Raw genomic sequence first — 26,813 nt, forward strand, 5'->3', positions numbered from 1 at the left:
CCCCCGCCCGCGCATTCCATTTCACCCGGTGATCCCTCTCAACCTTTCCCTCGCTGAAGTTCCTGGCATGCCGGCGCATGCGGCGCGGCTGCTGGGGAAGGAGGGGGTGAAAACGGTGGGGGATGTGATGGCGGTGCTGCCGTTCCGGCATGAGGACCGGCGGCAGATGCAGGCGCTGGCGTTTCAGGCGGGGCTGCTGCCGGTGTGCCATCATGTGCTGGTCACGAAGACGGGGAACAAGTTTTTTGGCAGGGCGGGGGTGTTTGAGGCGGTGGTGCGGCATGCGACGGGGCTGCTGGGGCAGCAGCTGACGCTGAAATGGTGGAACATGCCCTTCATGAGCCGGGTGCTGGCGGAGGGACAGGAGCTGATCGTCTATGGGGTGATCAAGGACACGAAGGGGCGGCTGAGCATGGCGCACCCGGAGTATGAGATCGTCAAAGGCGGGGCGGATGATGATGCGGAGCAGATCCACATGGGACGCATCACGCCGATCTACCGGCTGCGCGGGGCGATGACGCAGAAGGCGCTGCGCGTGGCTGCGTGGCATGTGCTGCGGGCGCTTCCAGAGTCGTTTGTGGAAGATCTGCTGCCGAAGCCGAGCGCGGATGGAGAGTTTGCGGGGATGTCTCGGTCCAAGGCGCTGAGGGAGGTGCATTTCCCAGCCAGCATGGAGACGCTGGAGCAGGCACGGCGCTACCTGGCGCTGCAGGAGTTTTACGGTTACCAGCTGCGGGTGGCCATGCGGAAGCGGCGCGTGCTGGAATCCGGCGGACGCAGGCAGGCGGGCACGGGCGAGCTGCTGCGGGATTTTTTCAAGGAGCTACCGTTTCAGCTGACTGCGGCGCAGCAGCGCTGCCTGGACGAAATTCACCAGGACATGGCTTCAGGCAATCCGATGAACCGCCTGCTGCATGGCGATGTAGGCAGTGGCAAGACGGTAGTGGCCTTTGCGGCGATGCTGCGCGCGGTTGAGTCCGGACGGCAGGCGGTGCTGATGGCACCCACGCAGATCCTGGCGGAGCAGCATGCGCGCAATGCACGGAAATGGCTGGAACCTCTGGGCCTGCGAGTGGCGCTGCGCACGGGGTCAAAGCGGGAGGACGGGGATGGGGTGGAACTGCTGCGTGGGAAAAAGAGTTCGGGGAAAACGGAAATCGTCATCGGAACCCATGCGCTGCTGCATGACGCGGAGCTGATGCACAACACGGGGATCGTGGTTATTGACGAGCAGCATAAGTTTGGCGTGGCGCAGCGTGCGCGGCTGATTCACAAAGGGGACACGCCCGATGTGCTGGTGCTGACGGCCACGCCAATTCCGCGCACGCTGACGCTGACGGTGTATGGCGACCTCGATGTTTCCACCATCGACCAAAAGCCACGCGATGGAGTGAAGATCGTCACCAAAGTGCGGCCGAAGACGAAGCTGAAGGAAGCGGCGAAATTCCTGCGCGAACAGATCGAGGAGGGACGGCAGGGATACATCGTGTATGCGCTGATCGACGAGTCGGAGAAGCTGGAAGCGGGCGCAGCGACCAAAGGACATGAGGAATGGTCCAAGCTGCTGGCTCCCTGCGAGGTGGGGCTGCTGCATGGCCGTATGAGCGCGGATGAGAAGGAGGAAGTCATGAAACGCTTCCGCGCAGGGAAGCTGGACGCTCTGGTTTCCACGACAGTGATCGAAGTGGGCATCGATGTGCCGAATGCAACGGTGATGTTCATTCATGACGCGGGCCGCTTTGGCCTGGCGCAGCTTCATCAGCTGCGCGGGCGCATCGGCCGCGGGGCGCATACGAGCTACTGCGTGCTGTTTGTGGATGACAAGGATGAGGAGAACCGCCAGCGGCTGGCGATCATGGAGGAGACGAGCGACGGATTTCAAATTGCCGAAGAAGATCTGCGCCGCCGTGGGCCAGGGGATGTGCTGGGGCATGCGCAGAGCGGGCAGGCCCCGCTGCTGTTTGGCGAACTGCTGGCGGACACCCGGCTGGTGCGGCTGGCGCGGCAGCTGGCGGAGCGGACGCTGGACGAAGATCCGAACCTGGAGCGCCCGAGTTTGGCGGCATTCCGGGATGAACCGGTGGCACCGGAACAGGCCCAGGCGATGATGCAGTGAGGGGCGGCAGGCGCCACGGCATGTCCGGTGACCTGAAGCTTGGCTTAGTTTAGCGGGCTTGACTATTGAAGGTTTTACCCGGTTTGTACCTCGTGTCATGCATCCTCTTGCTCCCAGTTGCGCGCCTGTAGCGCTCATGGACCAGGCCGAAGTCGCTCAAAAAACGCGGCGCCGGCACGGCAAGCGGAGCTTTTGGACCGTGATGCGGGTGACGATTGGCGCAGCCGCCGCCCTGAGTGTGACTGCTTTTGCAGTGTGGCTGAAACAAGAGACGCCGCATCCGCATGCCGCCATCGCGATACGTGAGTCTCCCCTGGTTGAAGCACGAAGCCTGAAATCTCCGCTGCAGACGGCGCAATCGTCCGCTCTTGCGGCATACGGTTTGAGGAAAGAGCCGACGCCTGCCGCTGCTGCAGCATCAGCTCCTCCTGGCGTGGTGGCTCCGGTCCCGATCTCGCTGGAACCACCGCTTCCGGCGCAGAAAGAAACAATCAAACAGCCGCCGCCAGTGTGGCTGCTGACGGACATTCCCGATTTTGCCGTGGAAAAGAATGCCAGACTTTCTCCGGCACAAACGATCGACCGCCTGCGGCAAAGCCTGCGGGAGGCGGGGGCGAGGCAGATGGGGCTGGCGGTGAGATTTGCAGTGCTGAATTTGTCTGAGCTGCTGGCCATGGATGCCAAAAGCTGGGCGGCGGGCCTGGAGACTCAGGCTGCCAATGAAAACCGCGCCTCGGCCATGCTGCTGACGTTTTATCTTCAGTATCTGGACAGGGGAGGGGAAGGCGCGGGCGTAAAGGCACTGCTGCATGCCATGGAGCAGGGCATGCCGGAGGAGCGGGCGGTGAGGGAGTGCATTCTGGCAGGGCGCAGCGTGGAGGAGCTGGAAAGGGAGATGGGGCGGGTGTTTGCGGAGGCCGGTGTGGAGCTGCAGTTTACCCGGCGCGGTGGGCTGGCCTTCAGGCCATGACGGAATCCGGGGGAGAATCCTTTTGCCCGGTCTCCGTTTTGCCGTTAATCCGTGCGCATCTCCATGAAGACATCCTGGTCCATACGCCTAGTGCGCGCGCTGTTCTTTGCGTTCTCCGTTTTCATTGGCATCGCCATTGCCCTGGGGCTGCAGCAGGATGCCTGGGTGGGCGCGGTAGGTGGTGCGGTTTTCATGGGAATGCTCGTGATCCTGGACTCCATTCTGGCGCACTTCACCCTGCGAGATTTCTCGCACGCCACGCTGGGGCTGGCAGTGGGTTTGTTTTGTGCGTGGCTGATCACACGCATCGGTGTGTTTCAGCTCGCCTATTTTCAAAATCATGAGGAGGCGGCAGCACTGCAAAACGTGGTGGAAATCTGCATCTACGGCACGCTCGCGTTTTTCGGAGTGACGTTTGCGCTGCGCAGCGACCGGGACCAGTTTGCCTTTTTGATCCCCTACATCCGCTTCCGGCGGGACGGCTCTGAAGGTGAACCATTGCTCCTGGACACCAATGCGGTCATCGATTCGAGGCTGCCGGCCGTGTTTGCCACGGGGTTCCTCAGCGGCGCCGTGGTGGTGCCACGCTGCGTTTTGGATGAACTTCAGCAGCTTTCTGACTCTGCCGAACCGGCGCAGTCCCTGCGGGGCAAGCGGGGGCTGGAGATGATGGAAAAGATGCGCGCCAAGCCGGAGATGAAGGTGTCCATCCATGAAGACGGCTTGTCCGATGTGCCACTGGAAGTGCGGCTGGTGACGCTGGCGCGGGAGCTGAATGCACGGCTGCTGACCAGTGACGACAACCTCACCAAAGTGGCCCGGCTGCGCGGCATCACCGTGCTCAGTTTTCGCGAACTGGCCGGGGCGCTGAATCCGGAGCTGAGCGTGGGAGATGAACTGCGGCTGCTGCTGACGAAGCAGGGCAAGGACAAAAACCAGGCAGTGGGTTACTTGCCGGACGGTGCCATGATCGTGGTGAACAATGCCGCACCCAAGATCGGCCAGACTGTGGATGTGGTGGTCTCCGGCACGCTGCCCACGAGTGCGGGACGGCTGATCTTTGCCGAGATCAAGCCCGGCGCGTGAGGCGCCTGCGCGTCGTCACGCTGCAGGCGATCGCGAGAGCCAGAAGCAGAGCAGAACTCGGCTCCGGGACAACAGCGATGGCCATGATGGCGTCGGCGCTGGTGGAAATACGGGACGCATACATGCTGGAGGGATTGTCGAGGGGCAGATCGGGGACGAGGGACCAGCCAAAGGCATCGGAACCTTGGTAGAGGCCGCCGCGATCAAACAAAGCCGCGTTAAAGTCGGAGCCGTCTCCTACGACGTTGTTTGTGTCAAACATGCCGTCGATGCTGTAGTTCACGCCCGCCAGTTTCCAGATGCCGCCGTCATCCACGAAGACACCGCCACCGGAATCGCCATTGGAAAGCGTGGCTTCCTCGGCTGTGCCGCTGGCACTGAAGGAGGCGGTGAGCAGATCGCCGATAGCGCTGGAATAAATGCCGCTCACGGTGTTGCTGCCCCAGCGTGCCACGCCATCTGGAGTGGTTTCCTGCCAGCCATGCAGAGCGCTGCCCACCAGGACATCCGCGCCACGCGGGCCGCCACGGCCGTTGATTTCCATGGTCATTCCAGTTTCAGAGGAGCCTGTATAGAGGGGAGCGTAACTGGAAAAATATTCCTGAATTTTAAAGATGCGGAGATCCGTGCCCGCGATGTCCCAATAGCCCAGGCCCCCGTTGGCGGCCGCATCGATGTGATAGGTCATGTCACCCACACCATTGAAGGTGCTGCTTTGAGTAAAAGTGCTGCCCTGAGTGCCGAAGTGCTGTGCCGTGATAAAGTATTGCGGGGCAATCATGGTGCCGAGGTAAGCACCATACGATCCTTCATACTGCCATCCTGAATTCAAAAAGGCACCCGTGGGCGCAGTGGTGTTGTGGAAGGGATCTCCGGTGGCTTCAAACACGATCGCCTGGCATGGAAAGACGCCCAGACACAGCCAAGCCAAGGCAGCGCATGTGACGCGCGAGCGAAGGGATGCCGATGTTTTGGAGCGCTGGAACATCAAGTACCGTCTCACTCTCTTTCTGAATTACCATAAAAGATTGATGAATCGACCTAAAATCACACCCTGAGGGGGGAGGGAAACTCCTTTTGGAAATGGAATGATGCCTGCTCACCGAAATCCACGCTCGACACATCGGTCATTTTTGTTATGGATGGCGAACTTGTGACGCAGAAATGAAAAACAAATGGTTCAACATGCTGGGTGCCTGTGTGCTTCCGCCGCTCGTCGGCGTGGGAGTTTGCGCAGGGATCATCCACGTTTTGAAGGATCATGAAATGTTTCGGGTGGACCGCGTAGCGCTGCCCACCGCTGCAAACAGCAAGGTGAGACAGGGAAAGCTGAGCGAGAACGGAGCGGAAATCCGCGCCGCATTGCCGGTGGATGCCACGTTCAGTCCCGAACGCCCGCTGCCCATGCCGCAGAACCCCGATAAGGAGGCCATCCGGCGTGCGGCTGAGGCAGCCAAGACCAAGCCTGCTGCTCCTGCGAAACCTGTCCATCCTGAACCCGTGGTGGCTGCGGCCCCCAAACCTGCCAAACCAGCGCCTCTGAAAGCCGTGGAGATTCCCGCCTGGCGCCCGGTGGTTGATCCCATTGCAGAGCATTGGACGCGTCTGATGCCGCGCACTGATGCCCTTCCGCAGGCCTATCAGGCGGTGCTGAATGATGATCCTGCGCATCTGGCCAGACTGATCGCGATGGGTATTTCGCCGAATGAAATGACTCTGGGTGGGGACACTCCCTTGTGTGCCGCCGTTCGCATGGGGCGTGCTGACTGCGTGTATGTTCTGGCGCTGTCCGGGGCCAGCCTGACCCAGCCAGCACACGAAAAACAGCCTCCGATCGCGCTGGCCTCCCTGCGCCGCAACGTGCCCGTGCTCAAGGCATTGCTGGATTTTGGAGTGGATCCCAACACGCGGTTCAATACCCCGGTTATCAAGCAGGTGATTGACCGCTGTTCCATCAAAGATCTGCGCAATGCCATGGAGAGCGACCGCGGAATCACACCCCTGATCTGCTGTGCCGCGCGCGGCGATGTCGAGGGGGCTGTGACGCTGATGCGAGCCGGCGGCAAGCCTGGAATGGGCACCACGCGCTACCACCGCTATCCAATCAACTTTGCCGCCACGCAGGGGTACCTCTTTCTCATGCGCGTGCTGCTTGGCCGGGACCCCGAATCCGAGCCGGACACACTCGTCACCGTCGATCTTTCCAGCCAGCGTGCCTGGGTGACCAAGCGGGGCCGCATCATCAATCACACCATGGTCTCCACCGGTCGTGAAGGCTATGGAACTCCGGCGGGGCGCTATGTCATCACCGACAAGCATACCTCCCATGTATCAACGCTCTACCACGTCGCGATGCCTTGGTTTATGCGTTTGAACTGCGGTGCCATCGGCCTGCACAGCGGGTATGTCACCGGACAGCCCGCCTCGCATGGCTGCATCCGCCTGCCGTATGAAAAGGCGAAGCAGTTCTTCAGCCAGGTGCGGGTGGGGGATGAGGTGGAGATTGTTTATTGAGGAAGCCGAGGCTGGGTTGACGATTGTTTACAGTTGTTGACCGTGGTTCACGGTTGTTGTGAAGGCGGCAAAGCCGCTTCTCCGGTTTGGAAAACCACTGTCAACAATCGTCAACTACCGTAAACAACTGTCAACGGCTACAGCGTAGCCAGCAGCTTGTCGTGGATGCCGTCGAAGCCGCCGTTGCTGAATACCACGATCACATCCCCGGTGCGGGTTTCCTTCTTGAGGCGGCTGACGATGGCGTCGGTGCTGGCTTCGAAGTAGCAGGGCTTGCCACGGGCAGTGACGGATTCTGCCACCTTTGCGGTGTCCAGGCGCTGCTCGGCGGCGACTTTTTCGGGATTGGCCACGGCGGCAATGACGGAGCCATCGGCCTCGGTAAGGGCTTCGATCAGCTCGTTTTGCAGCACGTTGCGTCGGCTGGTGTTGGAGCGCGGTTCAAAGATGGCCCACAGGCGGCGGCCGCTGTAGCGCTGGCGCAGGCCCCGCAGGGTTTCGCGGATGGCGGTGGGATGATGACCGAAGTCGTCGATGACAGTGATGCCGTGGGCTGCCCCCCGCTCCTGCTGGCGGCGGCGGATGCCCCGGAAGCTGGACAGTCCGGCGCGGATCTCATCATCCCTCATTCCAGCAAAGCGGGCGGCGCAGACGCACATGGCGGCATTGCGCGCGTTGAATTCGCCGACCATGGGTACTTCAAAGGCGGTGCCGTTGAGTTCAAACTGGGTGCTTTCAGGCGTGGTGCCGGTGATGGCGATGCGGAAGTCGCAGTCGGGGCCGAGGCCCACGGTTTTGAGCGGGGCGGGGCACTTGGCGCGCAGGCTGAGGCAGTTGGGATCGTCACCATTGATCAGCACCAGGCCGTTTCGCGGCACGGTATTGAGGAAGCGCTGGAAGGAGAGCAGGATTTCATCGAGGTCACGGAAGATGTCGGCGTGATCGAATTCGATGTTGTTTACGATAGCGCACTCCGGCAGGTAGTGCAGGAACTTGCTGCGCTTGTCGAAGTAGGCGGTGTCGTATTCGTCTCCTTCGATGACAAACAGGTCCGAGTGGGTGAAGCGTGCGCCGGATTCAAAGTTCTCCGGAACGCCGCCGATCATGAAGCCAGGGTTTTTGCCCGCGTGCTCGTAGATCCAGGCCAGCATCGTGGTCGTGGTCGTCTTGCCATGCGTGCCGCTGATGACAAAGCTGCGTTTGCCCTGGATGACTTCTCGTTTCAGCATCTCGGCCATCGAGACATAAGGCAGCTTTTTCTCCAGAAGGGTTTCGAGTTCAGGATTGCCGCGGGAGATGGCATTCCCCACTACATACACATCAGCCTGCAGGGGCAGGTTCTCCGGCTTGTAACCTTCGGTCACGGTAATGCCGGCATTGCGCAGCACATCGCTCATGGGCGGATAGACCTGATTGTCGGAGCCGCTGATGGTGTGGCCTAGGGCGCGCAGCGCGACTGCGGTGGAGCCCATCGCAGTGCCGCAGATGCCGATGAAATGAATGTGCTTGGTGGATGCCATGGAGGGAGAGGGCGCAGCCTGGAAGTCGTGCGCAGGCAGGTACTAAAGCAGGCATTTTTGCCCCCTGCTAAAAGAAAGTTCAGTTCCGCCGGAATAATCGCACGAACGGCCGCTCACACGTGACGATGGCTCGAATCCACTCGGCCAGCCGAAACACACCTACAAACAAACCAACGCACCCCGCTCATGAGCACCAAGCACATCATCGCCGCCGCAGCCTTCACCGGTCTTCTGTCCGGAGCTTACGCCGCCCAGACCACCAGCACTCAGAAGGCCGCCAGCCTCGGCGTCTCCATTGAAAAGATGGCTGACAAAGGCCAGCACACCTGCAAAGGACACAACGACTGCAAGGGGCAGGGTGGCTGCAAATCCGGCGACAACGGCTGCAAAGGCAAGAACTCCTGCAAAGGCAAAGGCGGCTGCAACACCATGCCGAAGAAGTGAAGAAGGCGGACTGCCGCAGCCACCTGCCACCCCCGTGAGTGGCTGCGGACAGTCTGGCTTACCAGGAGCAACCTTTAGCTTTTGAACTACGGAGCATGCCTGCAAATCCCCACAACGGTTATACGGACCTCGGCATCGGTCTAGGACTCCGTGTGCCGCACTACCGGCACATTTTGGAGAAGAGGCCGCTATGCGGCTGGTTTGAGATCATCTCCGAAAACTTCATGGTCGATGGCGGGCGTCCGCTGGAAGTGCTGGACAGCATTTTGGAACAGTATCGCGTGGTGCAGCATGGAGTCTCGATGTACTTTGGAAACGCGGATCCGCTGAACCGCGAGCACCTCAAAAAACTGAAGCGCCTGGTGAAGCGCACCGACACGCCCTGGCTCTCGGATCATCTCTGCTGGGGCAGCGTTGATGGCCGATGTTCGCATGATCTTCTGCCCATGCCCTACACCCTGAGTGTGGCCAGGCACACTGCGGAGAAGATCAAACAGGCCCGCGATTTTCTCGAAGTGCCCATCTGCGTGGAAAACGTGAGCAGCTATGCCGAATTCACCCAGAACGAAATGACGGAGTGGGAGTTCCTCAACGAAGTCGTGGAGCTGGCGGATTGTGGCATCCTGCTGGATGTGAACAACATTTACGTCTCATCGCAGAATCACGGTTTTGATCCCTTCCAATATCTTCGGGCTGTGCCTCATCACCGTGTTGGGCAGATCCACATTGCCGGACACACGCGGCTGGATCAGGTGATTTTGGACACCCACGATCACCCTGTGCAAGATCCTGTGTGGGATCTCTACGCTGAAGCCATCCGACTTTCCGGCAGCACTGCCACGCTGCTCGAATGGGACGACAAGATTCCCAGCTTTGACGAAGTCCACGCCGAGGCGCTCAAGGCCAACCGCTACCTGCATGAACACGCCCACGCCTAGCCGGCTCCGCACGAACGCCGACCTGCGCCAGCTTCAGCGCACCATGGCCGCGGCACTCATGCAGCCGCTCACGCACAGGAACGGCATGCACGCCAGCACGCAGGTCGATTTCATCACGCCGAATGATCGCATGAGCGGGTTTGAGCGTCTCGAGATCTACGCACGCCAGTACTGGTTTCGTCTGCTCGACTGCCTTTACGACGACTACCCTGCGCTGCGTGTCTTGCTGGGAGAGCGCCGTTTCCACAAGCTCTGCCGTGAATACCTGGCGCAGCACCCCAGCACTTCGTGGACTTTGCGCAATCTCGGTTCCGCGCTTCCCGCCTTCATCACGGATGACAAGGCGCGTGATGTGGCCTGTGTGGAGTGGGCGCAGACGCTGGCTTTTGATGAGGCGCTGAAAAAGCCGCTGCACATGGATGATCTGCTCGGGGCCGACCCCTCCTCGCTGCATCTTGGGATCCAGCCGTGCGTCGTGCTTTTGCAGATTGGGCACGCGGTGGATCACTTCATCACCGCGATGAAAAAATCTGACGCCGACGTGCGCGGTTCCGCCAGCCAGGCCATGTCCAGTGCTCCCGCGCGGGAAAACATCGGCAAAGTGCCGCGGCTCAAGAAAGAGCGGGTGCATCTCGTCGTCCATCGCCACGACAATCAGCTCTACTTCAAGCGGCTTGCGCCGGAGTCCTTTGCCATGCTCGCCGCGCTGCGGGATGGCCTCACCCTCGCCGATGCCACCGAACTCGCCCTCGCGGGTACCAATCCGGAAACCGACTGGCCGGCACAAATCCGCGACTGGTTCGCTGAATTCTCCCAGCTCGGCTGGTTCGTCAAATCTCACCGCAAATCATGAAGCCCTGGACCCTTGCCAACACTCTCCTCGACCGCATCGCCAGCTATCTGCCGGATCCCTTTCTGCTCGGCATCCGTCTTTACTGGGGCTGGCAGTTTTTCCAGACTGGCAAAGGCAAGCTCAGCGACATCAGTGCGCCCACGGCTTTCTTTACAGAGCTGGGCATTCCCTTTCCGCAGCTCAATGCGTGGCTGGCCGGCTGCACGGAATGCTTTGGCGGTTTGCTGCTTCTCTCCGGTCTCTTCTCCCGAAGCATCTGTGTGCCCCTCATTTTCACCATGCTGGTGGCCTACGGCACGGCGCATCTGGATGTGATAAAGACGATCTGGTCTGATGCTGACTCCTTCGTCACAGCCCCGCCGTTTCTCTTTTTGCTCGCCAGCGTGATCGTCTTCATCTTTGGCCCAGGCAAGTTCTCGGTGGATGAACTGCTGCGCCGGCGAAAAAAGGCGTGAATGGCGGGAATAAACGCCGACGCGCCGTCTCCTACCTGAATATCCGCCCATGAACTCATGGAATCTGCCCTTCAATTCGGCATTGAACTGCCTGCAACCCGCACGATACCTCGACGCGTGACTGACTCCGTGCCCAGCTTCGAGCAGATCGTGGACGCCCACTATCAGGGTCTCTACCGCTTTGCGCTGAGCATGTGCCGGCGTGAGGCCACGGCGCAGGATCTGGTGCAGCAGACTTTTTTGCAGTGGGCGAAGAAGGGCCACACGCTGCGGGATGCCTCCAAAGTGAAGACCTGGCTGTTTACCACGATCTACCGCGAGTGGCTCAGCATCGCCCGGCGGGAGAAAAAGTACGAGGAGGTAGAGTTTGAACCCGACCAGCATGGGGAGGCTCAAAACCACGATGACGGCGAAAATCCCCGTGTGGACAGCGCGACTCTCCAGACCGCACTGGAGGAGCTCGAACCCAACTACCGCGCTCCGCTGGTGCTTTTTTATCTCAAGGAGCTATCTTATCGCGACATCGCTGAGACACTGGGCGTGCCCATCGGTACAGTGATGTCGCGCCTCTCCCGCGCGAAAGACAGCCTGCGCACCATTTTGCGCCGGATTGATAATTCAACCGCCTCCAACATCATCCCCCTTGCCGCCTCGTGAACCGCGAAGAAGCCAGACTCGAACTCGACGCCACGACGCTCCGCCCCCAGGACGCGTCTCCCGAGGCGCGCGCGATGGCGGAGAGCGATCCTGAGCTGGGCGCATGGCTAACGAAGCGCACCGCGTTTGACGAGCAGGTCGCCGATGTATTTGCTGCATCCATTCCTGCGGGATTGCGTGAGAGCATTCTGCAAAACGCCAGAAAACCTGCCAAACGATCCATGCGCTGGATTCTGCCAACGCTGTCCGCAGCTGCAGCTGCGATGGTTCTGAGCTGGACCATGCTCTGGCCTGTGAACAGCGAGATGCCCGCTTGGCAGGCTGAATCGCTCGCGGCTGTGACAAAAGTCGAATATGGCATGATGAAGGTCGATCACGCCTCACATGATCTCGAGGCACTCAAGAAGCAGTTGATTGCCCATCATTCGCCTGCTCCGGGCCGGCTTCCCGGTACAGTGGGTTTGATGCCCGTGCTTGCCTGCAAACGCATCAAAGTCGATGGGCGGCCAGCCTCCATCATCTGTTTTGAAATTCAGCCTGGCAAAGAGGCGCACCTCGTCGTGGTGGACAACAGCGGCCTTTCGGGAGCCCCACCGCAACTCAAGCCCCAGTTCACAAACAGCAAAAACTGGAGCATGGCCAGCTGGAGTGATGGCGGCCAGACATTCCTGCTGGCCACGACGGCCAATGAAGCGGAGCTTAAAAAGCTGTTTGGGCTGGCGTGAGAGAATTACGGGATCTCCTGCAGCTTGATGTCCGCCTTGCCGATCACCGCATGGCAGTTCATGCACTGCTGGCGGAGGGAGGCAAAAGCGGAGGTGGCGCTGTGGGAGTCATGCTTCTGCAGGGCGGACTTGAGCGAGGCAAACGGACCGGTTTCCCACCCGGTGAGCAGAGGCCGAATGTCCACGAGAATTCCGCCCGGACCTTTATGCGTGGGAGCGGTTTCGATGCTTTTGGCCACGCTGGAATGCATTCGTTCCGCCATTTCCAACGCGGCATCCCACTGGCCGCCTTGCTGCAGTTTGCGCGCGGCTTGCAGCTTCGTCTGCGCCGCATGCATGCGGTGCGTGTTGATGAAGCTGGCGCAGGAGGCCAGTGCGATCGAGGTGGAGAGAAGTATGATTCGTTTCATAGGGAGGACCTGGGAAACAATCACCGTCCTTCGAATTTGTCACGGCCCTTTGCCAGGGCCTCAATCTTGCGGTCGGCGACGCTGCGTTTGAGCATCCAGAAGCCGCAGTCGGGGTGAATGAATTTTACCCGGCCTGTGCCGAGCTTTTTCTCCGCGGCTTCGATGCGGCGGGCGATTTCGTCGGCGGTTTCGACGTGGTTCACCTTGATGTCCACCACGCCGAGGCCGACGCCGATTTTGGGATCAAGCTCCTTCAGGGCGTCGAGGTCCGCAGCGGGACGGTGGGCCAGTTCGAGCACGAGGTGGTCGGCGTGCAGGGAATTGAGGAAGGTGATGAGCGCGGCCCACTCGCCTTTCTGGATGGTCTGGCCGCCGTAGTTGCCAAAGCAGAAGTGCACAGCCTTGGTGCCTTTGACGGCATCCAGCACGCGGTTGATGCCCGCGGCGGCGATGGGTGCATCAGCGGGATTGCCGGGGATGTTCGCTTCATCCACCTGTACACAGTCGCATTGCAGATCGGCTGCCTGGGCGGCCAAGGCGTCGGCGATGGCCATGTTAAGGGCGGCAAAGTCGTTGTAATGCGTGTCCAGCAGCGTGCGGGCCAGCATGTAGGGGCTGGTGAGGGTGAATTTAAAGGGGCCGCCGGCCACCCGGCCCGCGCGGGCGCAGTCCTCGGCCAGATTGAGCACGCCTTCGGTGATGGGGCCGCGCACCACGGCTGCGGGTTTGCTGCGGAAGGCCATCTCATGCTTGGCACGGAAGGCTGCCGCGTCGGCACGTCCCACGCGGCTGTCGATGCCGCCCAGTTTGTGGACGAAGTATTCGATCATGCCGTTGGTGTCGGGATGATTGACATCGAAGCGGTAGAGCTCGCCATCCGTGGGAAGGTCGATGCCAGCCTGGCGCTGGGTGTCGAAGACCACACGCGTGGCATCAATGACGGCGGCTTCGCTGGGCAGGGCGCTGAGCCATTCGGGGACGGGATAGGAGCCGACGGTGGTGGTCTGGATGGTGGCCATGCGGCAGCCTAGTCAGCATCCCGCAGAATGGGAATGCGCGGGTGCAATTGTCCAAAGGCAGGCAGGATTGGACAAGTAGGGCGAACTTCCGAGTTCGCTCCCAGAGGAGAAAACGAATTTGGAAATTCGTTTTACGGCGGGCTATCGGGCGTTCTTCGGCCCTTTGCCGCGCACGCTCATTTTGAAAGGAACGCCGGGGGCGTCCCATTCATCGCGGATGACTTTTTCCAGGTAGCGCATGTAGCTTTCGGTGAGCTTGGAGGCGCGGTTGGCAAAGAGGACGAAGTGAGGCACGGGGATGGCGAAGCCTTCGGCCTCGTTCACCTGGGTGGCATAGAGCAGCTTAAAGCTGTGCGTGCTGCGGCCCAAGGCTCCCGGGGTGTTTTCGATGGCATGAGCGAGCAGGCGGTTCAGGGCACCGGTGCTGATGCGGTTCTGCGCGCCATTGCGCACTTTTTCGATCTGTACGAAGAGCTTGCCGATGTGGTCCTTGTTCTTGGCGGAGATGGCCACGAGCGGGGCGTAGTTCAGAAAGAAGAACTCACGGCGCATCAGCTCATCGAGGTGCTCGATGCGGTCCTTTTGTTTCGCATCGGGATGGAAGAGATCCCACTTGTTCATGACGAGGATGCAGGGCTTGCGCTCCTCCAGAATAAGCTGGGCGATCTTGCGGTCCTGCATCTTGGCGCCGGCGGCGCAGTCAATCACAAGCAGGCAGAGGTCGGCGCGTTTGATGCTCTGCAGGCTGCGGTCCACGCTGGAGATCTCGACGACGGTGTCGAGATTGGAGCGGCGGCGGATGCCGGCGGTGTCGATGAGCTGGTAGTGCTTGCCGTTGTAGGTGGCCTTGATGTCCAGCGCATCGCGCGTGGTGCCGGGCACATCGCTGACGATGGCGCGGTCCTGCCCGAGGATGGCATTGACGAGGGAGGACTTGCCGGCGTTTGGACGGCCCACAATGGCGAGCTTCAAGGGACGTGCGTTCTGGCGGGCGATGGCGTCTTCCGTTTCGGTGGATTCCTTCAGATCGAGGCGGGTGGAGATGAGAGCCACCAGCTCATCGATGCCCAAGCCATGCGCAGCGCTGACTTCGATCGTATCGGCGAAGCCGAAGCGGGTGAACTCACTGGCGTTCAGCTTGCGCTTCGGTGAGTCGGCCTTGTTGCAGACGAGAATGACGGGCTTGTTGGTGCGGCGCAACTCACGGGCGAGGCTTTGATCAATGGTGGTGACACCATCGACGACATCGACCACAAACAGAAGCAGATCCGCCACGTCCAGGGCGATGGAGGCCTCCGTCTGCACCTGGTCGGTCAGCACGTCGTCGGTGCTGGCGCCGATGCCGCCGGTGTCCATGATCTCAAACCATGCCGGGCCGCGGCGGCACTGCGCCACGATGCGGTCCCGCGTCACACCGGCCTGATCGTGGACGATGGAAATGGTTTTGCCGGCAAGGCGGTTGAAGAGCGCGGACTTGCCCACATTGGGGCGTCCGACGATGGCGACGGTTTTGAGCATTGTTCAGAGAGCACGCCGCGCCCCCCGAGTCAATCTTGACCCGCAGCCTGGAGCTGCTTGACACCGTCCACCAGATTGAGGATTCCGGACAAGGCGGTGAAGGTGGCGGCAAAGAGGGTGGGCCAGATGAGCCAGTCCGGCTTGAGGTCGAGCAAGATCCACAGAATGGCCGCCATCTGGGCAAACGTGGCCGTTTTGCCCGTCCAGTGCGTGTGAATTTGGAACTTTCCCGCAAAGTGGTCGATCAAGAACGCCCCGCCGATGGAAAGGAGGTCTCGGCCAATGACCAAAATCGGAAACCATAGCGGAAAATGCTGCCGCCAGGAGGTGAAGCTGAGCAGAATGATGGCGGCGAGCATGAGCAGCTTGTCTGCCAGCGGGTCCATGATGGCCCCAAAGCGGGTGCGCTGATTGAACCGGCGCGCGACCCAGCCGTCGATGGCATCGCTGATGGAGGCGATGCCAAACACCGCGGCGGCCCACAGGCGCAGGGCCTCATTGGGGTGCTCGCCACGGGCGCCGTCGCCGTAATAGATTACCAGCCCGATGAAGACCGGGATCAGCAGGATGCGGAAAATGGTGATCTGATTGGCGAGATTCACATCTCTACGTTCGTGGTTCACGGTTCATGGTTCAAGAGTTGAATCATGAAGTTTGATCGCTTTAGAATATGCCATGCAGCAAATCGAGCCGGTGGATCTCTTGAACGCTTACTGTGAGGGCGCCTTCCCGATGGGGGAGGAGGACGGCTCGATCTCATGGTATCGCCCCAGGATGCGCGGCATCCTGCCGGTGGCGGATTTTCATGTGCCGCGCCGGTTTGAGCGCTACCTCAAAGATCATCCGTTCGAGGTGCGGTGGAACACGGCTTTTGGCGATGTGATCCGTGGCTGCGCCGACCGGGAGAGCACGTGGATCACGGATGCCATCATGGACACTTATGAGGAGCTGCACCGCCTGGGCTTTGCGCATTGTGTGGAGGTATGGCGGGATGGGAAGCTGCGCGGCGGCGTCTATGGCGTGAGCATCGGCGGGGCGTTTTTTGGCGAGTCGATGTTCAGCCGTGAGCCGCAGGCCTCCAAGGTGGCGCTGACCTACCTGCAGCGTCGTCTGCACGCGCGCGGCTACCTGCTGCATGACACACAGTGGACCACGCCGCATCTGGCCATGTTTGGCGGGCACGAGATTCCCTGCGCGCAGTATCTGGAACTGCTGCAACGGGCTATCCTGCGCAAGGCGACGTTTATGTGAGGCTCGCTCAGCTCTCGAAGTACGTGTAGCCGCGCAGGCCGGCCTCAAAGCTTTCCATGATCTCGCGGCGCTCGATGGCGCTGATGCGCTTGGAGATGACGGCGCTTTCGGCCAGATTGCGGAAACGGGTGAGCATGTCCTTCGGATCATACTCCACGTAGGTGAGCACCTCGGAGACGCTGTCGCCTTCGAGTTCGCGGCTGTACTTCACCTTGCCGTTTTCCACGCGGACGCTGACCACGTTGGTGTCGCCGAGGAGGTTGTGCAGGTCGCCGAGGGTTTCCTGATAGGCACCGACGAGGAAGATGCCGAGCATGTACTCGTGGCCTTTTTCGATCTGAGGATCGTGTAGCGGAAGGGTGGGATTGATGCCGTGGGAGTGGGCAAACTTGTCGATCTTGCCATCGCTGTCACAGGTGATGTCTGAGAGCACGGCATTTCGCGTGGGCTTTTCCTTGAGGCGGTGGATGGGCATGACCGGGAAGATCTGGTCGATGGCCCAAAGGTCAGGCAGGCTCTGGAAGACGCTGAAGTTGCCGTAGTAGAAATCGGTCGTGATGGTCTCCAGGCGGTCCATCTGGTTGCCGTCATGCTCACAGCTCGCACGCATGCGGTCCACCCAGGTGAGGATGTCCCAGTAGAGCTCTTCGCCGTGGGCGCGTTCGCGCAGGTTGACCTTGCCGTAATTGAACTCGCTGCGGAGCTTGTCGCGGTAGTAGATGGCGTCGTTGTAGATCTCCTGCAGGCGGTCGCGAGAGGTCTTGGTGGCATGCTTTTCGGCATCCAGGCGCAGTTCGTAAAGATTGCGGAGCAGGGGAGGCGCATCCTTGTCGATCTCAAGATCTGCGATGCTCTTGCGCGGCTCAAAGCGGTTGATGTCGAGGATGTTGATGATCAACACCGAATAGTAGGCCACGATGGCGCGTCCGGATTCGGTGATGAGATCGGGATGCGGGACGCCAGCCTCGGCGGTCACTTCGGTGATCGCCTCGATGATGTCGGCGCAGTACTCCTTGGTGCCGTAGTTGCTGCTGGCTTCAGACGCGCCTTTAAGACCGTCGTAGCTGATGGCCAGACCACCGCCGAGATCGAGAATGCCCATGCGAGCGCCTTCCTGAACGAGGCCGACGTACACGCGGGTGGCCTCCGTGACCGCCTGGCGGATGGCGCGGATGTTCGGGATCTGGGAGCCCTGGTGGTAGTGCAGCATGCGCAGGCAGTCGAGCATGCCTTTATCACGCAGGTGATCGACCACGTGCATGAGCTGGGAGATGTTCAGGCCGAAGACGCTGGCATCGCCGCCGGAGCCGCTCCAGTGGCCGGCGCTTTCCGCGCTGAGCCGGAAGCGCACGCCGAGCGTGGGTCGCACGCCCATTTTTTCGCAACGTTCCAGGATGAGGTCCAGCTCGGTGGGCATTTCCAGCACGAGAATGACCTGCAGGCCCATCTTCTGCGCGTAGAGCGCGAGGTCGATGAACTCCTCGTCCTTGTAGCCATTGCACACGATGTAGGCTTCAGGGTCGTGCATGTAGCTGAGCGCGGCGATCAGTTCCGGCTTGCTGCCTGCCTCAAGGCCGTAGTGATACTTTCGGCCGTAGCGGGTGATCTCCTCGATGACCTCCTGCTGCTGGTTCACCTTGATGGGATAAACGCCGCGATAAACGCCCTGGTATTTGCCTTCCTTGATGGCGGCGGCGAAGCCCTCATTCAGCTCGTCGATGCGCCAGCGCAGCAGATCGCCGAAACGGATGAGCAGCGGGAGCTGGGTGCCGCGCTCACGCAAACCTTTCACGATGGAGGCGAGCGAGACGTCCTTGGTTTTTTTGCCGTCCTTGAGCTTCACCACGACCTCGCCGGTTTTGGCGATGTCGAAATAATCATGCCCCCATTCGCGGATGCCATAAAGCTCGGCGCTGTCGTCGGTGGTCCATGCGGGGGATTTCATTTTCGTGGGCTGGGTTGGAGGGGCTTTCAAGGGGCGCGATTATGGGGGCAAATTCGGAAATGCAAAGCGACATCTCAGGGAGGTTCGGGCGCAGTCAGATCGCCCCGGGTGCCCAGTGTGGTCTTGCGGAAGGCAAAGGGGAGGTAAAGGATGGAGTAGAAAACGACTCCAAGGAGTATGGTGCTGAAGTTATACCAAGGCCAGGGGCCCAGCTGATCAAACAGGCTGGCCTGCACCGGTTTTGAGCACTGAAAGGCGTAGTTGACTCCCAGGGCGTAGTTGACCAAGGCGACCACGGCGTACCAGGCGATGGAGAAAGCCATCATGCGTGGAACGGCTCCAGGGCGCGGCCGCACGCCCATGGCGGTAACCACGTAAAATGCCGTGACGGGCACCCCTGCATGAATGACAAAAAACAGCACAAAACGAGGGTCGGGATACTCGTAGATCAGCGCAGGTGTCAGCAGCCCCTGCAGCGTGCCTGCGATCCCGAAAAAATAGACCACCTCGCAGAAAAACGGCCGGTGCGTCCAAAGCGCAATCACCCCAGCGAGCGTGGCGACGTCGCAGTACTGCAGGGGCAGCGCCGTCTGCCAGTTGAGCGAGTCATGCAAAAAGTGAATTCGCAGCCCCACGGGATAAACGGCCAGCAAGATGCCGGCGAGCACCTTCTGTGAAGCAACCGCCCACCGCGTGCGGGCAAGCAGCAGCATGACGACAAAGACTCCAAGGGTGATGAGGAGCACCGCCTTGTGCGAGGGGCCGAAGGGATGGAAGGCGGGAGTCATGGCCTGCACCATACGCGGATGTTGCGGAAGTCAGTCGGTTTATGGCATGCTGCCAAGATGTCACGCGCCTACCGCTCCTCCTCCAGCTCCGGGAAACAGCTCAGCGGCGGCTGTGCCGTGCTGTTTGGGCTGCCATTTATTCTGGCGGGTGTGGCCGTGGGCCTGTTGGGCTACCTTTGGCCGATTGCGTCTTGGTGGTCCGCGCGTGGCTGGGCGGAGGTGCCGTGCTGGATCGAAAAGGCGGAGCTGAAAGCCTCGCATGGCACCAAAGGCGGAACCACCTTTCATGCCGCTGCGCTCTATCGCTACGAGTTTGACCGGCATCAGTATCATTCAGAAAAAGTGAGGTTTTATGACGGTTCCGACCGCAAAGGGGGCTTTGAAGAAAAGGTGTATCAGCAGATCAAGGAGTACGAAGGCAAGGCTCGGCCGTTCCGCTGCTATGTGAATCCGGCGCTGCCGGAGGAGGCGGTGCTCTTTCGTGATCTGCGGTGGGGGCAGCTGCTCATGATCTCCATTTTTCCGACGCTTTTTCCGCTGGCTGGTTTCACGGTGTCAGTCTCCGGCTGGCTGCAGGCCCGCAGGGCACGTCAGATGGCACGGCTGGCCGCGCAGCACCCGGACGCGCCCTGGCGCTGGCGCAGCGAGTGGTCGGGAGATGCGGTGCAGGCCATGGCGGACGGCCTGCCTTACATTCTCGGCATCGCGGGCTGGATTCTCCTGGTGCAGCTGCCACTGGCACTGGCGGTGACCGTGGGAGGTGAGATCGCGCAATCGGCGAAGGCTTTGCTGGCGCTGCTGCCATCCTTGCTGGCGCTGATCCCGCTAAGCTTTGCCTGGCAGCGTGTGAAGTCACGCCGCATCCTGGGACATCCGACTTTAAAGCTCGGTCAGCTGCCTGTCTCACCAGGGCAGGCGCTGGCGGGTGAACTGCGGTTCGACCGCGAGCCTTCCACTCTTGGCACGGTTTCAGTGCAGGTACTCTGCCAGCGCCAGATCACCCGCAGGAGCGGCAGCTCAAACACGACGGCCAAGGAGACGATCTGGGAGCACACGGAGACCCTGGCCACCTTCCTGGCGCGGCGTGATATTGACGGTGTGGCGCTGCCGCTGCGCATCGCCATTCCGCGCGGGCTGCCCTGTTCTGCCGTCGATGAAACCACCATCGTCACGATCGCGGGGGAGCAGCACGTGTGGACGCTGACGATCCGCTCTTCACAAGGCGGCAAGCCGGTGGTGCTTCCACTGCCGGTGTTTGCATCGGCGGCCATGCCTGCCACGACGGGTGTGGTGGAGGCTGTCGAAAAAGACGCAGATGAGGATGGCATTACCCTGAGCACGCCCGATCTCGTCGCGCGTCTGAAGGCGCGGGGGCTTCAGGCGGAGTTTGATCCGGGTGGCGCGCCCATCTTCATTGACTGTCCGGCGGGCAGGTTCCGCGGCCTGGGGATCTTTCTGCTGTTCTTTGGCGCGTTCTGGTCCGCGGCATTCCTATTCATGGTGATGCAGGACGCACCATGGCTTTTCAGGGTGGTCTGGGGCATCACCTCGCCGCTGATCCTCGGCACCGGGATCTGGACTTTGCTGCATAGCCGGCGCATCGAAATCACGGCGGACAAACTACGCATCCTCAACCGCGTGGGTCCGTTCTATTCGTGGAACGAGACCTTTGAGAAGCATCAGGTCACCGGTTTTGTTTGCGACAGCAACATGCAGTCCGGAAACCAGTTCTTCTACCGGGTGCGTGCGGAGACGATTTTTGGCAAACCGAAGACGGTGATCGATGGCATCACGGAATCTGTGACCGCGCAGGTGCTGGTGCGGAGGCTGGAGGAGTGGAGAGGGCGGTGATTTCTGGCACCTCGGAAAATCGACAGCTGATTTTTGAGGTTATTGAACTAGCCCCCGTCTCTCAATGCGACTGCAGGATCCACTCTCGCCGCAAACCATGAGGGAATCAGTGCGGCCAGGAGGCAGAGGGCGACGGCGGTGGTGCAGATGGCGAGGAGTTCGGCGGGGTCGGTGTGCGCTGGGATGCTGGAGAGGAAATAGATGTCCTGAGGGAAGATGTCGCGGCCGGTGAGGCTGGAAATCTGGTCGCGCAGCCAGTTGCGGATGCTGAGGACGAAGAAACCGCCGGCGAGTCCTGCCACAACGCCGACGAGGGCGACGATGCCCGCCTGCGAAACGAAGATGGCGATGATCTGCCAGGCGCGTGTGCCCAGGGCTGTGAGGATGCCGATTTCGCGGCGCTTTTTCACGGTGACGGTGATGGTGGTGTTCATCACGCAGATGGAGGCCACCAGCATGATGAAGAGCAGGATGAACCACATCATGGTGTGCTGGTTTTCCACCGACTCGAGGTGCATGGCGTGCTCCTGAATCCAGGTGCTGTAGACCCAGGTGTCCGGTATCGCGCCCGAATGATAGATGCGGTCCATCACCTTCTCGACGTCTTCGGGTTCCTTCAGTTCCAGCTCGATGCCGCTGACATCGCTTTCGAGATTGAAGAATTCCTGCGCGACATTCATCGGCACATAAGCCTTCTGGCCGGCGGTGTCAGCGCGCAGGGTGGCGACGAGCTTGAGGTCTTTCGAAAGCACCGTGACGTTGTCGAGCGCTTCGGCGCGCTTCTTTTCCTCGGCGTCCTCGGGAATCTCCCGCACCTGCCGGATAAACTGTGTCACGCTTTTCTCGGCATGCACGACGAGGGTGTCGCCGACTTTGGCGCCGAGTTCCTTGGCGAATTTGTCGCTGATGACGATGCAGTCGTCACTGAGGTTGAACTCGCCTTTGCGATAGGTCACTTTGCCAGTTTTCTGATCGACGACTTTTGTGTTGCCCTTTGCGTCTTCCGCAATGTGCTTCTTGAGCTTTATCAGCAGCGCGTTGTCCGGCTCATCCATCATGCCGATGACGGGGAGTCCCTGTAAATTGCCGTTGTTTTCGACGACGATGGTGCCTTCAGCCACCGGCACGGCGGAGACGACTTCAGGTCGCTGGGCGAGGACTTTACGCAGCTCGCGCCAGTCAGCAGGTTTGGGGGCGGAGGGATCTCCTTCGGGGGTTGAGAATGGCTTCACCAGGGCATGCGGCTCAAAGCCGATGAGCATTTGCCGGAACTCGCGCTGCCAGCCGCTGAAGACGGACATCACAAACACCAGCACGCCCACGCCGAGCATGACGCCAAGCATCGAGATCACGGTGATGACCGAGATGAACGAGCGCGTGGGCCGCAGGTAGCGCAGGGCGAGGAAAAGTGGGGCGCTGGTCATGGAGACTATGATTGTTAATCGCGGAGCGCGACGGCGGGGTCCACGCGGGCGGCGAGCCAGGCAGGCGGCAGGGCGGCGAGCAGGCAGAGCAGGACAGAACCGATGCAGGTGACGACGATGAACCAGGGCTCGATCTGCGCGGGAATGTTGGCAAGGAACATGCCGGAGTCCGCATTCGCGCTGCCACCGTTGAGAACGGCGATGCCCATGCGGATTTCATCGCGGAAGCGCAGCACAACGCCGCTCAGAACGAGGCCCATGAGCGTACCCAGCAGGCCAACAAAGGCGGCCTGCGAGACGAAGATGCCCACGATCTGGCTCTGCCGCGTGCCCAGCGCGGTGAGCACGCCAATCTCGCGCCGCTTCTGCGTGGTTACGGTGATGGTGGTGTTCATCACCGAGAACGCGGCGACGACGAAGATGATGAGGAGCACAATGTTCATCATCACGCGCTCATTGCTCATGGCGGCGAGCCGCGCATCGCCTTCATCAGTCCAAAGTGACTCGTTCCACCCGCCGGGGATGAGGCCGGCGTCTTTGAAGCGTTGGATCACGGCCTTCACTTCGCCGGGCTGCTTCAACTCGATGAGCACGCCATGCACCTGAGTGCCCAGGCCGAAGATCTGCTGCGCGGTGTCCAGCGAGGCGTAGCCATAGGGGCCGGCGGAAACTGTTTTCGTCACGCCCAGCAGCCGGATCTCCTTGGGGTGCAGCTTGATTTCCTTGTAGGCGGCGTGGCGCTTCTTTTCGTCCTGCTCGTCCGAGGCGGTGCGGAAGCGCTGCACGGCACTGGTGACGTTGCTGGAGGCAAACACGCTGATGACGTCTTCAGGATGCGCGTTGATCTGACCCGCCAGATAATCCGGGCACACGACGCCGCCGGGTGTCAGCTCCAGCTTGCCGTCCAGCCTGTGCGTGGCGATCTTGGCCATGTAAAACTTGGCGGTGTCCTCCGGCAGGCCCAGCACGCGCATGGCGGACTGGCCGCCATCGTGCTCGGCAAACATGGCGCCGAGGGCGTAGGTGCTCGCGACCATCACTTCTGGCTGCTGCTTTACTTTGGCGAGCAGTTCGGCAGTGGCGTTTGCCTCCACGGGCTTGCCGCCCTGCGGGTGCAGCAGGATGTGCGGCTCCGAGCCGATGAGAGTCTTGCGGAACTCTCCTTCAAAGCCCTTCATGACAGAGCCAATGACGATCATGGCCACCACACCCACCGTCACGCCGAGGATGGAAATAACGGTGATGATGGAGACAAACGAACGCTTCGCGCGCAGGTAGCGGCGGGCGAGGAAGAGGGTGGCGTTCGAAAACATGGGGTGGCGCACCAAAGCGATGCCGAGGCTATTTCGCAACTGCCGTGATGCCAAACAGCGGCAATGATTTCTGTACGGACTGGTAGACACCCCAGCCGAGCGGCGCGGCCACCCAGGCCCAGGCGAGGAGAAGGAGGACGGTTTTCATGACGGCTCAGGCGTGGGAGTTTTCAGTGCGGTGGTGTTTGGGATCGACGGGGCGGACGAGCAGATTGGCGAGCAATCCGACCACGAGCAGGCCGACCATGAGATGGAAGATCGAATTGTAGGCCTGCTCCGGTGGCATGTTTTTTTTGTTCGCCACCGAGAGGCGGTCCATGAGCTGCGGGCCGATGATGGCGGCCATGGACCAGGCGGTGATAAGACGGCCATGAATGGCGCCGACCTGATAGCTGCCAAACAGATCGCGCAGATAAGCGGGGATGGTGGCAAAACCGCCGCCATACATGGTGAGGATGAGCCCGGTGGCGATGACAAAGAGAGTGACGCTGCCCCGGCCCTGAATCCACGGCACGCTGGCATAGAGCGCCACGCCGAGGATGAAGTAGAGGCAGTAGATGCCCTTCCGCCCGATGATGTCTGACATGGAGGACCAGAAAAAGCGGCCGCCGAGATTGCACAGGGAAAGCAGGCCCACGTAGCCCGCACCCGCCTCCGGTGTGACCTTGAACATGTCCTGAATCATCGGCGAGGCCTGGCCGAGAATGCCGATGCCTGCGCTCACATTCATGCAGAGCACCACCCAGAGCAGCCAGAACTGCGGCGTCTTCCAGGCGGTGTCCACAGCCACGCTGGCGGTCGTGACGAGCTTTGCAGTGTGCTCCTTCGGCACCCAGCCGGCGGGCCTCCAGCCATCAGGAGGCACGCGGACCATGAGGGCGCCAAAGAGCATGGAGGCGCAGTAGAGGCCAGCCATCACCAGGAGGGCTTCACTGGCACCGACGGAGGTTCCGGAGGCGGCTTCGGAAAAGTGCTTCATCAGCGCTTCCGCCAGCGGGCCGCCGATGAGAGCACCGCCGCCAAAGCCCATGATCGCCATGCCCGTGGCCATGCCGGGGCGGTCGGGGAACCATTTCATCAAAGTGGAAACCGGGGCGATGTAGCCCAGCCCCAGCCCGATGCCGCCGATCAAGCCATAACCGGCATACAGCAGCCACAATTGATGCCAGCGAACGGCGAGCGAAGTGATCACCAGACCGCTGCAGAAGCACAGCATGCTGGCCAGCATGGTTTTGCGCGGGCCGCTGCGCTCCACCCACTTGCCAAAAAAGGCGGCGGAAAGCCCCAGCAGAGCCAGCGCGATGGTGTAGGCCACGCCGACATCCGCCTCCGTCCAGTCTCCTGCAGCAGGAGCGGTGATGCCAAGCACTTTGGCCAGCGGCTTCTTAAACACGCTGAAGCCATACACCTGGCCGATGCACATGTGCACGGCGATGGCGGCGGGTGGGACGAGCCAGCGGCTGAATCCTGGCTGGGCGACGGTGGCTTCGCGGGAGAGGAAACTCATGGTTGATCGTGGTAGGGGATCGAACGTCAAAATCTAGCGGGCCGCCCGTTGTTCGGACAAGGAAAGAATGAAGAATGACAAGAAACGAGAGGTTTTGTGCGTTCTGAGCACTGTCCGGTCCTATTGGCCGGGCTCAATCCACCCACTCCACCTCAATGAAAACACTGCTCACCATCTGCGCTCTCTCCTTCGCCTCGGCCGCCATGGCCGCCGACAATTGCCCCATCAGCGGCAAGCCCGTTGACCCAAGCATCACCAGCAAAGGCAAAGACGGCAAAACCGTGGCCTTCTGCTGCGAGAAGTGCAAAGCCAAGTTCGACGCCAAGAACAAGTAACTGCGACGGCGCTGACACGATCAGCGTTTTTGAAAAAGCGGAAGCAGGCAACTGTTTCCGCTTTTTTGTGCATTAACGCTGCCGCGCCTCGCGCTCGCGCATCTTGCGCTCGTAGCCCATGGTGACGAATTCTTTGTCTCGTGCCCGCAGCAGCGCGTCATCGAGGGAGATGAAGCCGTGAATGGCCAGGTGCGTCACGCTGTCGTCAATAGTGTGCATGCCATCATTGGCACCGATCTGGATCAGGCTGGGCAGCTGCTGGAGGCGGCGGGAGCGAATGCAGGAGGCGATGCCCTGGTTGTTTACCATGATCTCCGAGGCCATCACGCGGCCGTCCTGATCAAGGCGCGGCATCAGGTTCTGGCAGATCACGCCTTGCAGGCAGTTGGCCAGCTGGGAGGACACGAAGTCCTGCTGATCTTCGGGAAAGGCGTCCAGCACACGCATGATGGTGGAGGGAGCATCCTGCGTGTGCAGCGTGCTGATGACGAGGTGGCCGGTCTCAGCGGCGGTCAGGGCGATGCGGATGGTCTCCAGATCGCGCAGTTCGCTGACGATGATGATGTTGGCATCCTGGCGCAGGGCGCTGCGCAGGGCCTGCGCAAAGCTGTGGGTGTCGCTGCCCACCTGACGCTGGCGCACCAGACTGCGCGAGTGTTTGAACACGTATTCGATGGGGTCCTCGATGCTGACAATATTGACCTGACGCTCGCGTGAGATGTGCTGGGTCATCGAGCTCAGAGTGGTGGTCTTGCCGGAATTGCTGGTGCCGGTCACGAGGATCAGCCCGTCACGCAGGCCGCAAAGACTTTCCACCGTAGGCCCGTGGCCCAGATCGCGAAGTTCGGGAATGACATCGGGAATGAAGCGGAAAGACGCCTCGATGCGGCCGAGTACATAGCAGGCATTGCCGCGGAAGCGGCCCAAGTTTTCCACCTGGATGGCAAAATCCAGCTCCCATTCCTGCTCCAGCTTGGTGCGCTGCGTTTCCTTCAGCACACCGAAAACGAGATCGCGAATGTCGCCGATATCCAGAATCTCGTCCGTCAAAGGCTGGAGCTGGCCGAAGATGCGGCCCGTCGGTGCGGCACCCACGCTGAGGTGCAGGTCAGAGCCACCCTGATTGGTGACCATGGCCAGGTATTCAATGAGATCGTGGGAGCGCATGATAGTA

The 26,813-nt window shown here is 60.8% G+C and carries 25 protein-coding genes; 13 read left to right on the top strand and 12 right to left on the bottom strand.

The window, feature by feature from the left end; translation table 11 throughout:
• Window positions 1-28 precede the first annotated feature (28 nt).
• From recG to ACILSO_RS02585, 3 genes are all read left to right on the top strand, one after another.
• The gene (gene recG / locus ACILSO_RS02575; protein ID WP_395735798.1) at window positions 29-2,116 is read left to right on the top strand and encodes an ATP-dependent DNA helicase RecG; all 2,088 of its coding nucleotides are present in this window, start codon (window positions 29-31) and stop codon (window positions 2,114-2,116) included.
• Window positions 2,117-2,213: 97 nt separating this feature from the next.
• Window positions 2,214-3,086 carry a hypothetical protein gene (locus ACILSO_RS02580; RefSeq protein WP_395735799.1) on the top strand — a complete coding sequence of 291 codons (873 nt, stop codon included), beginning with the start codon at window positions 2,214-2,216 and terminating at the stop codon, window positions 3,084-3,086.
• Between the two features lie 63 nt (window positions 3,087-3,149).
• Window positions 3,150-4,172, top strand: coding sequence for a PIN/TRAM domain-containing protein (locus ACILSO_RS02585; RefSeq protein WP_395735800.1), 1,023 nt, complete (start codon window positions 3,150-3,152; stop codon window positions 4,170-4,172).
• On the opposite strand, the gene ACILSO_RS02590 is transcribed toward ACILSO_RS02585, so the two are convergent.
• Entirely contained in the window at window positions 4,156-5,061 is a 906-nt protein-coding gene (locus ACILSO_RS02590) for a PEP-CTERM sorting domain-containing protein (protein ID WP_395735801.1), read from the bottom strand. The two genes, ACILSO_RS02585 and ACILSO_RS02590, sit on opposite strands and share 17 nt — an antisense overlap.
• Before the next feature lie 275 nt (window positions 5,062-5,336).
• Here ACILSO_RS02590 and ACILSO_RS02595 point away from each other — a divergent pair, with 275 nt between their 5' ends.
• Window positions 5,337-6,686: a L,D-transpeptidase family protein gene (locus ACILSO_RS02595; RefSeq protein ID WP_395735802.1), complete on the top strand. Its 1,350-nt coding sequence runs from the start codon at window positions 5,337-5,339 to the stop codon at window positions 6,684-6,686.
• Between the two features lie 137 nt (window positions 6,687-6,823).
• Here ACILSO_RS02595 and mpl read toward each other — a convergent pair whose 3' ends face one another.
• Window positions 6,824-8,206, bottom strand: coding sequence for a UDP-N-acetylmuramate:L-alanyl-gamma-D-glutamyl-meso-diaminopimelate ligase (gene mpl, locus ACILSO_RS02600; protein WP_395735803.1), 1,383 nt, complete (start codon window positions 8,204-8,206; stop codon window positions 6,824-6,826).
• A gap of 186 nt (window positions 8,207-8,392) precedes the next feature.
• Here mpl and ACILSO_RS02605 point away from each other — a divergent pair, with 186 nt between their 5' ends.
• The 6 genes from ACILSO_RS02605 (at window position 8,393) to ACILSO_RS02630 (ending at window position 12,278) form a co-directional block, all read left to right on the top strand.
• A complete protein-coding gene (locus ACILSO_RS02605; protein ID WP_395735804.1) occupies window positions 8,393-8,650 on the top strand; it encodes a hypothetical protein in 258 nt (85 codons plus the stop codon).
• A 95-nt stretch (window positions 8,651-8,745) separates the two neighbouring features.
• Window positions 8,746-9,588, top strand: coding sequence for a DUF692 domain-containing protein (locus tag ACILSO_RS02610; RefSeq protein ID WP_395735805.1), 843 nt, complete (start codon window positions 8,746-8,748; stop codon window positions 9,586-9,588).
• Complete coding sequence (locus ACILSO_RS02615) at window positions 9,569-10,441, top strand: putative DNA-binding domain-containing protein (RefSeq protein WP_395735806.1); 873 nt, start codon at window positions 9,569-9,571, stop codon at window positions 10,439-10,441. Before ACILSO_RS02610 ends, ACILSO_RS02615 begins: the two co-directional genes overlap by 20 nt.
• Complete coding sequence (locus tag ACILSO_RS02620; RefSeq protein WP_395735807.1) at window positions 10,438-10,896, top strand: DoxX family protein; 459 nt, start codon at window positions 10,438-10,440, stop codon at window positions 10,894-10,896. The genes ACILSO_RS02615 and ACILSO_RS02620 overlap by 4 nt, the downstream gene beginning before the upstream one ends.
• A 117-nt stretch (window positions 10,897-11,013) precedes the next feature.
• A complete protein-coding gene (locus tag ACILSO_RS02625; RefSeq protein ID WP_395735808.1) occupies window positions 11,014-11,553 on the top strand; it encodes an RNA polymerase sigma factor in 540 nt (179 codons plus the stop codon).
• On the top strand, window positions 11,550-12,278 hold the full coding sequence (locus ACILSO_RS02630; protein ID WP_395735809.1) for a hypothetical protein: 729 nt from the start codon (window positions 11,550-11,552) through the stop codon (window positions 12,276-12,278). Before ACILSO_RS02625 ends, ACILSO_RS02630 begins: the two co-directional genes overlap by 4 nt.
• Window positions 12,279-12,283: 5 nt before the next feature.
• Here the strand turns inward: ACILSO_RS02630 and ACILSO_RS02635 are convergent, their stop codons facing one another.
• The 4 genes from ACILSO_RS02635 to pgsA all read right to left on the bottom strand — a co-directional run bounded on the left by ACILSO_RS02635 (window position 12,284) and on the right by pgsA (window position 15,848).
• A complete protein-coding gene (locus ACILSO_RS02635) occupies window positions 12,284-12,688 on the bottom strand; it encodes a hypothetical protein (protein ID WP_395735810.1) in 405 nt (134 codons plus the stop codon).
• A gap of 20 nt (window positions 12,689-12,708) precedes the next feature.
• On the bottom strand, window positions 12,709-13,707 hold the full coding sequence (locus tag ACILSO_RS02640) for a cobalamin-independent methionine synthase II family protein (RefSeq protein ID WP_395735811.1): 999 nt from the start codon (window positions 13,705-13,707) through the stop codon (window positions 12,709-12,711).
• Between the two features lie 141 nt (window positions 13,708-13,848).
• Complete coding sequence (der, locus tag ACILSO_RS02645; protein ID WP_395735812.1) at window positions 13,849-15,225, bottom strand: ribosome biogenesis GTPase Der; 1,377 nt, start codon at window positions 15,223-15,225, stop codon at window positions 13,849-13,851.
• A gap of 29 nt (window positions 15,226-15,254) precedes the next feature.
• Window positions 15,255-15,848 carry a CDP-diacylglycerol--glycerol-3-phosphate 3-phosphatidyltransferase gene (gene pgsA / locus ACILSO_RS02650; protein WP_395735813.1) on the bottom strand — a complete coding sequence of 198 codons (594 nt, stop codon included), beginning with the start codon at window positions 15,846-15,848 and terminating at the stop codon, window positions 15,255-15,257.
• A gap of 52 nt (window positions 15,849-15,900) precedes the next feature.
• On the opposite strand from pgsA, the gene aat reads away from it, so the two are divergent.
• Window positions 15,901-16,476, top strand: a complete 576-nt coding sequence (gene aat, locus ACILSO_RS02655) for a leucyl/phenylalanyl-tRNA--protein transferase (protein ID WP_395735814.1) — start codon at window positions 15,901-15,903, stop codon at window positions 16,474-16,476.
• Window positions 16,477-16,483: 7 nt separating this feature from the next.
• Here aat and speA read toward each other — a convergent pair whose 3' ends face one another.
• Entirely contained in the window at window positions 16,484-18,421 is a 1,938-nt protein-coding gene (gene speA / locus ACILSO_RS02660) for a biosynthetic arginine decarboxylase (RefSeq protein ID WP_395735815.1), read from the bottom strand.
• A gap of 74 nt (window positions 18,422-18,495) precedes the next feature.
• On the bottom strand, window positions 18,496-19,209 hold the full coding sequence (locus ACILSO_RS02665; protein WP_395735816.1) for a TIGR02206 family membrane protein: 714 nt from the start codon (window positions 19,207-19,209) through the stop codon (window positions 18,496-18,498).
• Window positions 19,210-19,266: 57 nt separating this feature from the next.
• On the opposite strand from ACILSO_RS02665, the gene ACILSO_RS02670 reads away from it, so the two are divergent.
• Window positions 19,267-21,060 (top strand): DUF3592 domain-containing protein, encoded by a 1,794-nt coding sequence (locus ACILSO_RS02670; RefSeq protein WP_395735817.1) that lies wholly within the window; start codon window positions 19,267-19,269, stop codon window positions 21,058-21,060.
• A 47-nt stretch (window positions 21,061-21,107) separates the two neighbouring features.
• Here ACILSO_RS02670 and ACILSO_RS02675 read toward each other — a convergent pair whose 3' ends face one another.
• The 3 genes from ACILSO_RS02675 to ACILSO_RS02685 all read right to left on the bottom strand — a co-directional run bounded on the left by ACILSO_RS02675 (window position 21,108) and on the right by ACILSO_RS02685 (window position 25,304).
• Window positions 21,108-22,484 (bottom strand): FtsX-like permease family protein, encoded by a 1,377-nt coding sequence (locus tag ACILSO_RS02675; RefSeq protein ID WP_395735818.1) that lies wholly within the window; start codon window positions 22,482-22,484, stop codon window positions 21,108-21,110.
• Between the two features lie 14 nt (window positions 22,485-22,498).
• Window positions 22,499-23,797: an FtsX-like permease family protein gene (locus ACILSO_RS02680; protein WP_395735819.1), complete on the bottom strand. Its 1,299-nt coding sequence runs from the start codon at window positions 23,795-23,797 to the stop codon at window positions 22,499-22,501.
• 154 nt (window positions 23,798-23,951) lie between these two features.
• On the bottom strand, window positions 23,952-25,304 hold the full coding sequence (locus ACILSO_RS02685; protein WP_395735820.1) for an OFA family MFS transporter: 1,353 nt from the start codon (window positions 25,302-25,304) through the stop codon (window positions 23,952-23,954).
• 155 nt (window positions 25,305-25,459) lie between these two features.
• On the opposite strand from ACILSO_RS02685, the gene ACILSO_RS02690 reads away from it, so the two are divergent.
• Window positions 25,460-25,639, top strand: coding sequence for a hypothetical protein (locus ACILSO_RS02690; protein ID WP_395735821.1), 180 nt, complete (start codon window positions 25,460-25,462; stop codon window positions 25,637-25,639).
• A 72-nt stretch (window positions 25,640-25,711) separates the two neighbouring features.
• On the opposite strand, the gene ACILSO_RS02695 is transcribed toward ACILSO_RS02690, so the two are convergent.
• Entirely contained in the window at window positions 25,712-26,806 is a 1,095-nt protein-coding gene (locus ACILSO_RS02695) for a type IV pilus twitching motility protein PilT (RefSeq protein WP_395735822.1), read from the bottom strand.
• Window positions 26,807-26,813: the final 7 nt, after the last annotated feature.

It is taken from the genome of Prosthecobacter sp. (assembly GCF_044226605.1).
Classification (GTDB): Bacteria; Verrucomicrobiota; Verrucomicrobiia; order Verrucomicrobiales; family Verrucomicrobiaceae; genus Prosthecobacter.

Bases quoted from the DNA above. Each gene is read 5' to 3' on its own strand.
- ACILSO_RS02580 (WP_395735799.1), top strand. From the start codon at position 2,214: ATGCATCCTCTTGCTCCCAGTTGCGCGCCTGTAGCGCTCATGGACCAG.
- ACILSO_RS02585 (WP_395735800.1), top strand. From the start codon at position 3,150: ATGAAGACATCCTGGTCCATACGCCTAGTGCGCGCGCTGTTCTTTGCG.
- ACILSO_RS02595 (WP_395735802.1), top strand. From the start codon at position 5,337: ATGAAAAACAAATGGTTCAACATGCTGGGTGCCTGTGTGCTTCCGCCG.
- mpl (WP_395735803.1), bottom strand. From the start codon at position 8,206: ATGGCATCCACCAAGCACATTCATTTCATCGGCATCTGCGGCACTGCG.
- ACILSO_RS02605 (WP_395735804.1), top strand. From the start codon at position 8,393: ATGAGCACCAAGCACATCATCGCCGCCGCAGCCTTCACCGGTCTTCTG.
- ACILSO_RS02610 (WP_395735805.1), top strand. From the start codon at position 8,746: ATGCCTGCAAATCCCCACAACGGTTATACGGACCTCGGCATCGGTCTA.
- ACILSO_RS02615 (WP_395735806.1), top strand. From the start codon at position 9,569: ATGAACACGCCCACGCCTAGCCGGCTCCGCACGAACGCCGACCTGCGC.
- ACILSO_RS02620 (WP_395735807.1), top strand. From the start codon at position 10,438: ATGAAGCCCTGGACCCTTGCCAACACTCTCCTCGACCGCATCGCCAGC.
- ACILSO_RS02635 (WP_395735810.1), bottom strand. From the start codon at position 12,688: ATGAAACGAATCATACTTCTCTCCACCTCGATCGCACTGGCCTCCTGC.
- ACILSO_RS02640 (WP_395735811.1), bottom strand. From the start codon at position 13,707: ATGGCCACCATCCAGACCACCACCGTCGGCTCCTATCCCGTCCCCGAA.
- der (WP_395735812.1), bottom strand. From the start codon at position 15,225: ATGCTCAAAACCGTCGCCATCGTCGGACGCCCCAATGTGGGCAAGTCC.
- aat (WP_395735814.1), top strand. From the start codon at position 15,901: ATGCAGCAAATCGAGCCGGTGGATCTCTTGAACGCTTACTGTGAGGGC.
- speA (WP_395735815.1), bottom strand. From the start codon at position 18,421: ATGAAATCCCCCGCATGGACCACCGACGACAGCGCCGAGCTTTATGGC.
- ACILSO_RS02665 (WP_395735816.1), bottom strand. From the start codon at position 19,209: ATGACTCCCGCCTTCCATCCCTTCGGCCCCTCGCACAAGGCGGTGCTC.
- ACILSO_RS02670 (WP_395735817.1), top strand. From the start codon at position 19,267: ATGTCACGCGCCTACCGCTCCTCCTCCAGCTCCGGGAAACAGCTCAGC.
- ACILSO_RS02675 (WP_395735818.1), bottom strand. From the start codon at position 22,484: ATGACCAGCGCCCCACTTTTCCTCGCCCTGCGCTACCTGCGGCCCACG.
- ACILSO_RS02680 (WP_395735819.1), bottom strand. From the start codon at position 23,797: ATGTTTTCGAACGCCACCCTCTTCCTCGCCCGCCGCTACCTGCGCGCG.
- ACILSO_RS02685 (WP_395735820.1), bottom strand. From the start codon at position 25,304: ATGAGTTTCCTCTCCCGCGAAGCCACCGTCGCCCAGCCAGGATTCAGC.
- ACILSO_RS02690 (WP_395735821.1), top strand. From the start codon at position 25,460: ATGAAAACACTGCTCACCATCTGCGCTCTCTCCTTCGCCTCGGCCGCC.
- ACILSO_RS02695 (WP_395735822.1), bottom strand. From the start codon at position 26,806: ATGCGCTCCCACGATCTCATTGAATACCTGGCCATGGTCACCAATCAG.